The following is a 13205-nucleotide window of genomic DNA, read 5'->3' as shown; positions in this document are numbered from 1 at the left end:
AGCCGACCCGACGTCACCAGCGGTAGTGCGCGAAGGCCTTGTTGGACTCCGCCATCTTGTGCGTGTCTTCACGCTTCTTGACGCTCGCGCCGAGGCCGTTGCTCGCGTCCAGCAGCTCGTTCATCAGGCGCTCGACCATGGTCTTCTCGCGGCGCTGCCGGGAGTAACCGACCAGCCAGCGCAGCGCGAGGGTGGTGGAGCGGCCGGCGCGCACCTCGATCGGGACCTGGTAGGTCGCGCCACCGACGCGGCGGCTGCGGACCTCCAGGGTCGGCTTCACGTTGTCGAGGGCACGCTTGAGCGTGACGACCGGGTCGGTGCCGGTCTTCTCCCGGCAGCCTTCCAGCGCCGCGTAAACGATCCGCTCGGCCAGCGAGCGCTTGCCGTCCACGAGGACCTTGTTCACCAGCTGCGTGACCAACGGCGCGCCGTACACGGGATCGGCGTGCAGCGGCCGCTTCGGGGCCGGACCCTTGCGGGGCATCAGCTCTTCTCCTTCTTCGCGCCGTACCGGCTGCGAGCCTGCTTGCGGTTCTTCACACCCTGGGTGTCAGCGGAACCGCGGATGATCTTGTAGCGCACGCCGGGGAGGTCCTTCACACGGCCGCCACGAACGAGCACGATCGAGTGCTCCTGCAGGTTGTGGCCTTCGCCCGGGATGTAGGCCGTGACCTCGATGCCGCTGGTCAGCTTGACACGAGCGACCTTGCGCAGTGCCGAGTTGGGCTTCTTCGGGGTGGTCGTGTACACGCGGGTGCACACGCCACGCCGCTGCGGGCTCCCCTTGAGCGCCGCAGTCTTGGTCTTGGCGACCTTGTCCTGGCGGCCCTTACGGACCAGCTGCTGGATGGTGGGCATGGACCGGCTTTCTGTCAGCGTTCGCGTCTTCTGGTACTCGACCAAGCGGCCGCTCGTTCGAGCTTCGGCGTGCCCTGGCGTCGAGCACCTGTCAGGCACTGTGTTTCGGGACTCCTCCCGCACCACGAGGTCGGGCGTGTCGCCCGCTCCTCGGCCTTTCGGCGCCGATGCGCCCCAATGGGAACGACCCCAGAGGGTTGTCGAGAGGAGTTCCACACATCCTCGGCGCTGGCGCGGTCTCAACCAGCGGCTGGCGACCACGTCATGCACGGGCATGCGGATCGACCCGATGGGTGTCGGGTCCGATAAACAAAGATACCTGCCCCGTTCTCAGAGGGTCAAAACGGGGTCCCCCTTGACCTGCTCGATCACCCGGCACTACGACGGCGCCACCTCGGGGTGCGAGCTCGCGGCTTCCCTCCCGGACACTCTACCGAGGCTGACAAGGGCCTCCCGCGGAGCGAGATCGGTCACACCGGCGGGGTCATTCGGCCGGCCACACCACGACCCAGCTGGCCTGCCCGATCGGCCGCCCGGCCGCCGGGTGCTGGCGCTGGATGCGGCCGTGGTCCCGGCGCAGCGGGCGCGGGTCGCCGTCCGGGCCGCCGACGACGACCTCCACGCCGACGGCGTTGGCCACCGCGAGCGCCTCCGGCGGCGTCCGGCCGACCAGGTCCGGGATGGGCCGCGGATCGCCGTAGTAGTCGAGGTACCGGTTGACTCCGCGCGCCGGCCTCATGACGCCGCCCCGGGGCCGGCGGGCGTGGTGAGGGGGGCCCTGCGCAGCGTTGCCAATGCGGCCTCCTGCCATGTCGCCCCCGAAGATCGCCATGCGGGAGCGTACCGGCGGCCGAGCCCACGTCCACGCCCCCGGATGGCCCAAACGGACGCCGGTGAGCGGAGGTGTTTCCGCTGGTCGTTCGGACTGCCTGGTCAGACCTCCGCGAGCCAGCCGTCCGCGACCAGCGCGCGCACGTCCGCCGGGAGGACGAAGGCGGTGCCGCCGCCGACCTGGCCGAAGTCCGGCTTCGCCACGCCGGAGATCACCTGGAACCCGGTCCGGACCCGGTACTTGCGGTATTCCCCGGCCGACTGCTGCGGCGGCGCGGATCGCTGCGGCAGCGTCGTGCCCGCGACGAAGACCGTGTTGCCCGCCGGGTCGCCGAACCTGTCGACCTCGTCACCCGCGCGCAGGTCGACGAGGAACTTGTCGTCGTAGGCGTCCAGCGGCGGCTCGCCGGGCAGCGGCCGGATCGGGCACTCGAAGTCGGCCAGCGGCTCGTCGGGCGCGCGCAGGAACTGGTCCCGGGTCAGCGCCATCGCGCCGATCAGGTGCGCGGCGGCGGAGAACGGCTCCGGGAACCGGGACTTGTTCTTGACCGCGCCGCCGTCGACGCAGAACACCGCCCACCAGCCGTCGAGCTCGCGGAGCATGCACCAGCCGCCCTCGACGGGCTGTTCGAAGCTGTAGAACCGGCGGCTCATGCCCATCGCGCCGATGAATCCCCTGGCCAGCGCGATCGCTTCGGCCGGCGGGACGTTCTCCAGCGCGTCCGCGTCGGCGCCCAGCACCAGCGCCTTGGCCTCCGCCGCGGCGCGCTCGGCGACGACCTCCGGCGGCCGGTGGCCGTTGCGCCGGACGTGTTCGAGGAAGTCGCGCGGCGGCGCGATGTCGTGCACCCCCAGGTAGTAGGCCATCGCCAGCGGCCACACCCAGGTGCCGTCGGTGTGGAACTGCTTGGGCACCTCCGGCGGCTGCTGCGGGTCCAGCTCGTCCGCCGAGGTGCCGGGGGCCGACAGCAGGATCTCGCCGCCGTAGAGGTAGTCCAGGACCGTCTGCTTCTCCGCCCACGACAGCACGGGCCGGTGCGCGAACGGTCGGTCGTCGGCGCCGCGGCCGTCGAAGACCTGGACCATGCGCACGGGGTCGGGGACCTGGAAGCCGCCGCGGTTGTCCGCGTGGTGCTGCCACGCGGCTTCGAACAGCCAGTCCGGCGCCGTCGTCCGCGGGTAGAAGCGCAGCTCGTCGTAGTACGCGCGGAAGCCCTCGTCGGGGCGCGTCCACTGCGGAGCATCGTGCCCGGTCCGGTAGTCGGCGCCGGCGCGGCTGATCGCGATGCTCGCCGTGGTCCACGCACCGGTGTCCGGGCGGTACTCGACGTTGCGGAGCCCGCGCAGCGCGTCGACGACCTCCTGCGCCGGGATCCACTGGTGCTCTTCGTCGGTGGTGACGGTCGCGGTGAGCTCGATCCGGGTGCCCAGGGCCGTGCAGTTCACCCGGGCCTCGCGCCAGCCTTCCGGCAGCGCGTCGGCGAGCGCGCCGTGCAGCGAGTCGACCAGTTCCTGCCGCAACGCCGACCGGTCCGGCACCGAACCGTAGGACGCCGGCGCCGGGAACTGCGGGCGCACCGGGTGGGCGTCGTCCTCCTGCTCGAAGAACACCGCGGTCACCTGCTCGACCGGGATCGCATCCGGGTGGGCGTTGATCCGCGCCCCGCCGTCCCGCAGGTCGATCACCAGCTGGGGTTCGCCGTCGATGACGCCGTACAACCCCGGGATGTGCGTACCGAGGATCACTTGCCCTCCCCTTCGAAGGTCTCGGTGCGAACGACTCCGTTGATGCGGCGCGGCGCGGGCTTGGGCGCCGGGAACTCCGCGGCGGGCTCGTCACCGGCCGTCCGCAGCGCGGGCTCCGGAACCGACCACTGCGGGCGGGCCGGATAGCGCTCGTTCCAGTCCTCGTCGGTCGGCGGCTCGATCGCGGCCGGCCCCGGCTGGAACGCGCCCCGGCCGAACTCGGCGACGCAGTCCAGCGCCACCTGCTCGACGACGTCGCGCAGCTCCAGCTCCGCGAGCCAGTCGACCGGGAGGGCGCCGACGCCGAGCAGCGCGCCCACGATGTTCCCGCAGATCGCACCGGTGGAGTCGCTGTCGCCGTCGTGGTGCACGGCGATCCGCAGCGCCAGCTCGACGTCCTCGCCGCCGACCAGCGCCGCGCACACCGCGATCGCCAGCGCCTCCTCGCCGACCCAGCCGCCGCCGAGCGTCTCGGCGACCTGCTGCGGCGTCGGCACACCGGCCTCGGCCAGGTCCACGGCTGCCTTCAGCATGGCGCTGGTCTCCTCGTGGTCCTCCCAGGTCTCCAGGACCTGCAGGGCCAGCCACACGCCGTCGTCGAGGCCGCGGCCGAGCAGCGCCTGCTGGACGATCACGGCGAGCGCCCCGGCGGAGTGGTAGCCGGCGGGGTGGCTGTGGGTCAGCGCGGCGGTGCGGGCGGCCAGCCGGAACACCTCGGCGGGATCGGTGGAGCACAGCGCGGCCGGGGCGGCGCGCATCACGCCGCCGCAGCCCTTCGAGTCGTTGATCTTCTCGGTGAACGAGCCGGCCGGGTGACCGTCGCCGAACCGGGCCAGCGCGCGGAACACGGTCTTGCCGGGGGCCCGGGTCTTGAACAGGCCGGGCACCTCGATCAGCCAGCCGTCGGGCGCGGGGTAGTCGGCAAGGAACCGCCCGGCGGCGGCATCCCACTCGACGCCCTGCGTGTGCAGCCAGCGCTGGTAGGCCAGCTGGACCTCGGGCAGCGGGTCCTCGACGCCGAGCATCCGGGCGGCGACGCTGCCGCGGATCAGGCCCTCGGCGGTGAACAGCGTCATCTGGGTGTCGTCGGTGATCGCGCCGTGCACCCCGTACGCCTCGCGCAGGCCGCTCGGCCCGTCGGGGCCGAAGCGCTTGGTGATCTCCTCGGCGGTGATGAACTCCAGGTCGGCGCCGAGTGCGTCGCCGAGCGCTCCGCCGAGGAAGCAGCCCAGCACCCGCTCGGTCAGCGACGGCGCGCTGTCGTCGGGCCGGTCGGCCTTGGCGTGCTCGCCGCGGACGATCGGCTGCACCGTCGCCGCCGGCTCGGCGGGCTTCGGTTCGGTTGCGGCCTGCGGTGCCTCGACGACGTCCGGCGTCTCCGGCTCGGCAGCCGGTTCGCGCTCCCCGGCCTCGGCCCGCTCTTCCGGCTCGGTGCCTTCGGGCACGGCGCCCTGGAGACCGGCCTCTTCACGCTCGGTGCCTTGGAGCACGGCGTCCTGGAGCACGGTGTCCTCCAGCTTGACCTCTTCGCGCTCGGCGTCTTCGGACTCGCCGTCATCGAGCACGATGTCCTTGAGCGCGGCGCCTTCGGGCACGGCATCTTCGCGCACCACGTCCTGAAGCACGGCGTCTTCAAGCTCGGTGGCGGCTGGCGCGGTGGGTTCGGCGAGGCTCGGCCGGGCGATGTGATCGGCTCCCAACGGCCCGGTCTCGACCTCCGCCGCGACGGGTTCGATGCCGTCCCGCTCTCCGGGCTCCACCGGGTCGGCGTCGAGCGGCTCCACCGATTCGAGCTCGGTGGGCTCCGGTTCGGCTTCCTCGACCGCGATGTCTTCCGCTACCGGCTTGAGGACGCCCGGCCGGGCGATGTGGTCCGGGCCGAGCACAGGCTCTCCGGCGTCGGAGGCGTCGGACAGCCCGAACGGCTCCACCCGCTCGACGTCCGTCAGCGAGGGCTCCGCGAAGGCCGGGAAGGCCGCCCCGTCAGCCTCCGGCTCGTCGGCTTCTGCCGGATCGGCGTCCGATGCGAGCGGGTCCGCCAGGTCTTCGCCCGGCGTCGCGTCGAAATCGGCCGGTTCGAGGTCGATCGGTGCGCGCGCGGGCGGGTCCATGTCGACCGGCTCGCGCTCGACCGGTGGCGCGGCGACGGACAGGTCTTCGGCGGAAACGTCCTCTGCGAAGGCTCCCAGCGATGTGGACATCGCGGGCTCCTGCGCTGTGCCGGCGACGCTCAACCCCGGATCGGCGACGTCCTCGTCCACTGCGCCGGTAGCGCCATCGGCGGGTCGCTCGGCGGCGATGTCATCGGGCTCCGGCACGACGATCCGCGCGAAGTCCTGGTCCGCGGCCTGCGTCTCTTCCGGTGCCGAATCGGGCTCGGCCGGGGATTCGGCAGGCGTCGCGCGGACTTCCGGGGCCCGAGCCGCGGCGCGGGGAGCGGCCAGCGGTGGGAATGCCCCGATCTGCGGTTCGGCGTCAGGCTGCTCGGCCGGGGTGTCGACCGCCGGGAACACCGCGGTGGTTTCCACCGGGGCCCCGTTCGACAGCAGGCGCGGCACCGGGATCGGGCCGGTGCTCGACGGGTCGGTCGCCGTGAATTCCGCCGGGGGTTCGGTGCGGGCCGCCGGGAACGTCGGCGCCCCGATGCTCTCCGAGCGCGCGCTCTGCGGCGCGATGCCCTGCGGGGGCGTGTCGACGGCGTCGTCCGGCGCGGCCGTGATCGCGGGCATGATCATGGTCTGCTCGGCGGAGCCTTCGACGGTGTTCGGCGTGCCGGCGGCGAGTTCCCTGGGGCCGCCGAGCGGCCGGTTGTTCGGCGCGTACCGCTGGGCCCACTGCGGCGGCGGTGGCGGCGCGAAGGCTTCGGTGGCGTCCGTGCAGAGGATCTCGATGATCTCGCGCAGTTCGAGTTCTTCGCCCCACTGCGCGGGAATCCCGCCCGGCCCGTAGATCGCGCCGGCGAGCTGCCCGGCCAGCGCGCCGGTGACGGCGCTGTCGCTGGACTGGTTCACGGCGACCCGCACCGCGTCGGCGAAGTTCCGGGTGCTGCCCACCGCGGCCAGCGCGATGCCGAGCTCGCCGGGCTTGTTGTAGGTGTCGAACTCGATGTCGAGGTCCGAGGGGGAAGGGCGAACGCCCCGCTGCCCGACGAACATCGCCGCGTGCACGGTCCGCCGGACGTCGGCGGGGACCTCGCGGACCTGGTACGCGCTGCCGAGCCGGTTGCGATCGGATGCGGTCACCGCGTCCCACAACGGCACCCCGCGGATCAGCTGGGCCAGCACGTCGGCGTGCATGCCGGCCGCGCTGACGGAGTTCGGCGCGGAGGTGAACAGGTTCGCGGTCGCGGCGCCGGTCGAGTACACGGCCTCCGGCACGTTCGACCACACCATGGCCGGCGCGGCCCAGGCCACGCAGCCCGCCAAACCGTCGATGCCGGTCGGCGGACGCAGCAGGCCGTCGGCCCCGAGCGGGGACTGCCGGGCCATCCGCCCGAGCAGGGAAATCGCCGCGCCCTCCGGGTTGCGGGTCGAGTACAGCTCCGGCCGTTCGAGCAACCAGCTGTTGGGCGCGGGTTCCGCCGACAGGTACGCCGACATCGCGTAATCCCACGGGACGCCCTGGGTGTGCAGCCAACGCAGGTAGTTGGTGAAGACGAACTCGGTCGGCAACCACCCGTTGCCGCCCGGGTTCGCGGCCTTCGCCCGCAGCAGGGCTTCCATGGTGAACACGGTGAGCTGGGTCAGATCGCTGACCGCGCCGCGCCGCCCGAAAACGGGCAGGTAGTCGACGACGCCCTGCGGGCCGAACCACTGCTGGAGCTCGGCGGTGCTGGTGTTGCGCACGCCGGCGCCGAGCGCGTCGCCGACGGCCCCGCCGAGCATGGCGCCGCGGAATCGCTCGGCCCACGACAGCTGCGGCGGTTGAGCGTCGGTCATCGCGATGTCTCCCTCATGGTCACCAGGCGGGGTACCGCCGGGTCCACCCCGGATCGGTCGGCGGCCCGGGGCTGAACTCGACCAGCGCATCCTTGGCCAGCGTCTCGACGAGCTCGCGCAGCTCCAGGGACGCGAGCCACTCCGGAGGAACGGCCCGAGCCCCGTAAAGAGCCCCCGCAATGTTGCCGCACACGATCCCCGTGGAATCGGAGTCCCCCGAGTGGTTCACGGACAACAGCAGCGCGTCCCTCAAGTTATCGGTGGCCAGCGCGGCGTAGAGCCCGATCGCGAGAGCTTCCTCCCCGACCCACCCCTGACCGAGTGTGTCCTTGATCTCCTCGGGGCTGACGGCGCCCTTCTTCGCGAGTTCGACGGCGGCGTCGAGGAACCGCAACTGCTCCTCGTGCCCGCGCCACCGCAGCAGCAGATCCCGCGCCAACCGGACGCTCTCCGGCAGGGGCACGTCGCGGATCAGCTGGTGCACGATCACTGACAGCACGCCGGCGGAGAGGTAGCCACTGGGGTGGCTGTGCGTCAGCGCAGCGGTCCCAACGGCGGCGTAGAAGACCTCGGCAGGATCGTTCGACCACACCGCGACCGGCGCGGCACGCATCACCCCACCGCAACCCTTGGAGTCGTTGATCTTGAACTGCGGGCTGGCGTGCTGATGCGTCCGCGCGAAGTTGGCGAGCGCGGACATGCAGGTGCTGCCAGGAGCCCGCGAACTGAACAACTCCGGGTGCGTGATCAACCACCCATCGGGCTGCTGCAGGTGCTGTGCATACGGCCCACCGGCACGATCCCACGGCTGGCTCTGCGTGTGGAACCACCGCTGATAAGCATGCTGCACCTCGGGAACAGGATCGTTGTCCGTCGGATTGATCCGCCGAGCGACATGAGCCCGGATGAGCCCTTCCAGCGTGAACAACATCATCTGCGTGTCATCAGAGACCTGCGCGACACCGTCCCGAAGCACCGGCTCGGTGATCCCGGCATCCCCGTGGTTCCGCCGAATCATCCCGATGTCGTGGAACTCAATGGCGAATCCAAGAGCATCGCCCATCGCCCCGGCGACCATGGAACCCATGAACCGCTCGTGAGCATCCAAGGTCTGCAGAGGCTCAGCCGGAGCAGGATCAGCGGGCTGCGATGGGGAGTTCTCATTTCGGACATCGGGTTGCGGGGTGATTCTCACCTCGTCCGGACCGAATTCGGTCATGAAAATTCCGGCGACGGATTCGAGCCGGCCGGCGGATTCGAGTTTCCGGCGCCACAGCAGCGGGAACGCCTCCGCGCCGTGCCTCGCGCCGGTGAGCAGACCGGACACCTGCGCATTGCGGGACCGGGGTCCTCCGGCGAAGGCGTGGAGGATCTCGGCCCATCCGCCGGTGTTGCGGGCTCCGAGGCAGAGCGCCCGGGAGACGACCTCCGGCCCGGAGGAACCGTCGCCCAGCTCTGCGAGAATCCCCTGCTCGTTGGCGTCTTCGCGCACCGTCGCAAGGTATTCCAGCCTGCGGCGGAGCTCAGCGTGCTCAGTGCCCAACCGCTCCAGCAGTATCTCGGAGATCTGGTCGAGGCGGAGATTCTGGCCGTTGAGCGCTCGCACGAGCGCCACGGCGAACACGCCCGCACTGGCCCAGTCTTCCGGGTGCTCGCTGAGCAGTCGGGCCAGCCCCGCAGCTCGGCGGAACGCGTCTTCGTCCGGGCGGGTGATGCTGACCAGCGCGGCCGGGATGGACGCGGCGAAACATCCGAGAGTTCCGGAGAACTCCGCTTCCCGGGCATGTGTCATCAACGCAGCGTCGAGGTCCGCGCCCTCGCCCTGATCGGCGTGGGCGCATGTCGCGATCTCGACAGCGCTGACCAAGGCCGCCGAGTTCGGTGCCTGCCACGGCCGCGACCGGATCGCGGCCAGCAGCGCACCCCCGGTCCCGATTCCTTCCGCTTCAGCGGTGGCCCCGAGGCAATCTCCCAGAGCCCCGCCGACGAGCATGCCCATCACCCGGCCGAGGACCTGGTACTGCCGCCGCGGCCAGGCGAGCGGATCGTTGCGATCACCCCCGAAGACCATCCCGACCTGGCGGTCAACTCCCTCGAACCACGACATCGGGAGCAGCCTCGGTCGGGACTTGATGTCCCGCCACGCCTGCAGCGTCTTCCGCTCGTTCGGGGTCAGCTCGTCCTGAGCCGTGATGCTGTCGTTCATCTGCTACTCCCCGCTCAGAACCCCGGGTAGGGGCCGGCCCAGTCGGGCGTCCAGACCCGCTCCGGCAGCCCGACCTGAACGGCCGCGACGTCGAAGACCAACCGATCCACCACGTCGCGAAGCTCCAGCCGCTCCAGCCACTCCCGCGGAAGTCCCTGCTCACCGTTCCGCGCGCCGTGGAAGCCGCCGACCAGCGGCGCCGCGGCGGGCAGGACCGCGGCCGCGCGCCGCACGGCGGACTCGAAATCGTTGTCCCGCGCCGCGACCACCACTGCGACGGCCAGCGCATTCGGAGCCGCACCGTCCTCCACCAGCGCTGACAGCTCGCTCGGTGACGGCGCCGGACCGGTCAGCGTGCAGGAATCCAGCAGGCGCCGAACGTTCTCGTCCGGCCACTTGACCAGCTCGTCCGCGACCACCTCGATGCCGTCTTCCAGCGTGCCCCCGGACAACACCGTGTTGACCAGGACCGCGTACGCGCCCGCGCTCAGGTATGCGTCGGGGTGTCCGTGCGTGAGCAGTGCGTTCGCGACGGCCTGCTCGAAAACGCGCTCCGGAATGTCCGACCACGCCGACAGAGCGATCGCCCTGGGCACCGCAGACGGAGTCCGAGCCCTGTTGATCGGCTTCGAGAACCACCCCGTCACGTCCCTTTCCGCGAATGCGGACAGCGCCTCGATGCACACCGGATCCGGGTCGCGACGCTCGAAGAGTTCCGGGACCTTGATCAGCCACCCGGTCGGTTCGGGGACTTCTTCCAAGATGCCCGCGGTCACAGCCCCATTCCACGGGACGCCCTGGGTGTGCAGCCATCGCAGCAGGCCCAGCAGGCCGATCGTGCGCGGGATGAGCCTCTTCGTCTGACGCAGCCAGGTCTCCGTGCGCACCACCGCGTCGAGGCAGAACAGCGTCATCTGGGTCGACGAGGAGAGCCGTCCGTGCACGACCATGTCGGCCAGCGCGGACTCCAACGCCGCGAACGGGAAATGCATCCCGATCCCGTAGAACAAGGACGCGTCTTTGATGGTCTTGTCGTAGCGCAGCTCCTGGCAGAACTCGTCACTGCTGCGTCCGAAGACCCTCCGCACCCGCTGGGCATCCCAATAGCCCATGACGCGTTCGCCGTTGCGCCATTCGTAGTCCGTCGTCGTGTCCGACCGACCGCGGGTCTCCAGCACGACCTGCTCGTCGAGGGTCAACGACTCCGCGACCTTCCCGGTCAGCGCCGCGCTCGGCCCCTGATGCTGATCCATCGCTCACTCCCGCCCGCGGTCGATCAGGTGGATCTTCCACTCACCCGATTCAGGGTCGAAATACCGGCGCCTCGACTCGTCGCGGCCGACGCTCCACAGTGGAGTCCGCCATGCCGACCCGCCCGGTTCGCCAGTCATCACGATGCATTTCCCTCAATCACCAGGCGGGGTAGCGCTGGGTCCAGGCCGGATCCGTCGGCGGGCCGGGGCTGAACTCGACCAGCGCATCCTTGGCCAGCGTCTCGACGAGCTCGCGCAGCTCCAGGGACGCAAGCCACTCCTGCGGGACCGCCCGAGCCCCGTACAGCGCCCCCGCAATGTTGCCGCACACGATCCCCGTCGAATCCGAGTCCCCTGAATGGTTCACCGACAGCAACAACGCATCCCGCAGGTTATCGGTGGCCAGCACGGCATAAAGCCCGATCGCCAACGCTTCCTCACCGACCCACCCCTGACCGAGTGTGTCCTTGAGTTCCTCCGGAGCCACCGGCCCCTTCCCGGACAGTTCGACGGCGGCGTCGAGGAACCGCAACTGCTCCTCGTGCCCGCGCCACCGCAGCAGCAGATCCCGCGCCAACCGAACGCTCTCCGGCAGCGACACGTCCCGGATCAACTGATGCACGATCACCGCCAACACCCCGGCCGAGAGGTAGCCACTGGGGTGGCTGTGCGTCAGCGCAGCAGTACCAACAGCCGCGTAGAAGACCTCGGCCGGATCGTTGGACCACACCGCAACCGGCGCGGCCCGCATCACCCCACCACAACCCTTCGAATCGTTGATCTTGAACTGCGGACTGGCGTGCTGATGCGTCCGCGCGAAGTTCGCCAGCGCGGACATGCAAGTGCTCCCCGGAGCCCGCGAACTGAACAACTCCGGGTGCGTGATCAACCACCCATCAGGCTGCTGCAGGTGCTGCGCATAAGGCCCACCGGCACGATCCCACGGCTGGCTCTGCGTGTGGAACCACCGCTGATAAGCATGCTGCACCTCGGGAACAGGATCGTTGTCCGTCGGATTGATCCGCCGAGCGACATGAGCCCGGATGAGCCCCTCCAGCGTGAACAACATCATCTGCGTGTCATCGGAGACCTGCGCGACACCGTCCCGAAGCACAGGAGAAGTGAGCCCGGCATCCCCGTGATCCCGCCGAATCATCCCGATGTCATGGAACTCGATAGCGAACCCAAGAGCATCCCCCATCGCACCAGCGACCATGGCCCCCAAGAACCGCTCATGAGCGTCGAGGGGCGACCGAGGCGTTGGGGTGGCAGGGGCCGACCGTTCCGAACCGCCGGTGGACAGGGCTGGATACCGTTGCTGCCACTCGGCATCGTCCCGAGGCTCCGGCCCGAACTGCTCACAAGCGTCCTGCGCCAGCCGGTAGAGCATGTGCCCCCCGGTCAACCCCTGCAACCAATGCTCGGGAATCCGCTGCGCGCCCCCGAAACTGCTGCCGAGGAGGGCTCCGCAAAGCGCCCCGGTCAGCGCGCTGTTGCCGGAATGGTTGACCGCGATGCGAAGAGATCTGTCGAAGTCGTAGTCCGCAGACTCGGCGGCGCAGAGCGCAATGGCGATCGCCTCCGCAGCGGTGTTGCCGGAACCGAGTTGTTCGATCTGTTCCGGATCGATATCCCGCCGCGCGATCCGTTCTGCTCGCCCCATCAGAGTCAGCAACTCGGAACCACCATGCTCCTCGAGCAAGGATTCAGCTGTGGTAACCCCACGTCCGGGGTTGTGCGTGAAGATGCACTGCTGCAACATTACGACGAAACCGGCTATCGAAGTCGCGTCTTCGGCGTTGGCCGAAACCGATGCCGACCGGCGGGAAATCTGAAAAAGCGTGTTGTGGATCTCGGTCCACAGAGCCAGCGGCAGATACCGAACGATCTCGTCCGCTCCGTTGTCAGACGGAGCCAGCGAACGCGCGAACTGCGGATCGATCGGGTAGTGCGCCGCCGATTCCGCGATCACGTCGTTGGCGAAGTCGGGCAACCGCTGTCCGGCCAGCTCGTAAGCGTCGGCGAGGGCCCGGCCCAGCTCGGGTTCCGAGCCGGCCAACCGGGCGCGGTCCGCCCTGACGACGGTGTCCAGCGACAACGCCAACCGCAGCAGGCTTGACCGAAGCTGCTCCGGCTCGGAGGGCGGCGCGTAGCGGGTGATCCCCTGCTCGCCGTACTGCTGCCGAATCTCTGACCACGACATGCTCGAGACCGCTGCCCCGAGCCGGTCTCCGATGGCGAAACCGAGCACCGCACCAAGTGCCCGGTTGCAGCGCTCGTCGAGGTCAGAACCAAGTCCCAGCGCACTAGGCACAGTCCGCCGTGCCCGTTGTTCAGAGCTCGACTCACCAGCCATCTCGTTCTCCTTGCCAA

8 protein-coding genes are annotated in these 13205 nt (G+C 70.1%); all 8 read right to left on the bottom strand.

From position 1 onward, the window contains the following. Window positions 1-13: 13 nt before the first annotated feature. Window positions 14-484: a 30S ribosomal protein S7 gene (rpsG, locus tag ACWEV3_RS25590; protein ID WP_010315434.1), complete on the bottom strand. Its 471-nt coding sequence runs from the start codon at window positions 482-484 to the stop codon at window positions 14-16. Beyond that, window positions 484-858 carry a 30S ribosomal protein S12 gene (gene rpsL, locus ACWEV3_RS25585; protein WP_009948619.1) on the bottom strand — a complete coding sequence of 125 codons (375 nt, stop codon included), beginning with the start codon at window positions 856-858 and terminating at the stop codon, window positions 484-486. The genes rpsG and rpsL overlap by 1 nt, the downstream gene beginning before the upstream one ends. Before the next feature lie 484 nt (window positions 859-1342). Beyond that, window positions 1343-1597: a hypothetical protein gene (locus ACWEV3_RS25580; protein WP_452616347.1), complete on the bottom strand. Its 255-nt coding sequence runs from the start codon at window positions 1595-1597 to the stop codon at window positions 1343-1345. Between the two features lie 194 nt (window positions 1598-1791). After that, the gene (locus ACWEV3_RS25575) at window positions 1792-3435 is read right to left on the bottom strand and encodes a TNT domain-containing protein (RefSeq protein ID WP_452616346.1); all 1644 of its coding nucleotides are present in this window, start codon (window positions 3433-3435) and stop codon (window positions 1792-1794) included. Then, a complete protein-coding gene (locus tag ACWEV3_RS25570) occupies window positions 3432-7373 on the bottom strand; it encodes an ADP-ribosylglycohydrolase family protein (protein ID WP_452616345.1) in 3942 nt (1313 codons plus the stop codon). The genes ACWEV3_RS25575 and ACWEV3_RS25570 overlap by 4 nt, the downstream gene beginning before the upstream one ends. Before the next feature lie 19 nt (window positions 7374-7392). Continuing rightward, entirely contained in the window at window positions 7393-9579 is a 2187-nt protein-coding gene (locus ACWEV3_RS25565) for an ADP-ribosylglycohydrolase family protein (RefSeq protein WP_452616344.1), read from the bottom strand. 14 nt (window positions 9580-9593) lie between these two features. Continuing rightward, window positions 9594-10832, bottom strand: a complete 1239-nt coding sequence (locus ACWEV3_RS25560; RefSeq protein ID WP_452616343.1) for an ADP-ribosylglycohydrolase family protein — start codon at window positions 10830-10832, stop codon at window positions 9594-9596. Between the two features lie 157 nt (window positions 10833-10989). Continuing rightward, on the bottom strand, window positions 10990-13188 hold the full coding sequence (locus ACWEV3_RS25555; RefSeq protein ID WP_452616342.1) for an ADP-ribosylglycohydrolase family protein: 2199 nt from the start codon (window positions 13186-13188) through the stop codon (window positions 10990-10992). Window positions 13189-13205: the final 17 nt, after the last annotated feature.

The organism is Saccharopolyspora sp. NPDC003752 (genome assembly GCF_053605825.1).
This window is presented reverse-complemented; position numbering and strand designations above follow the sequence as displayed.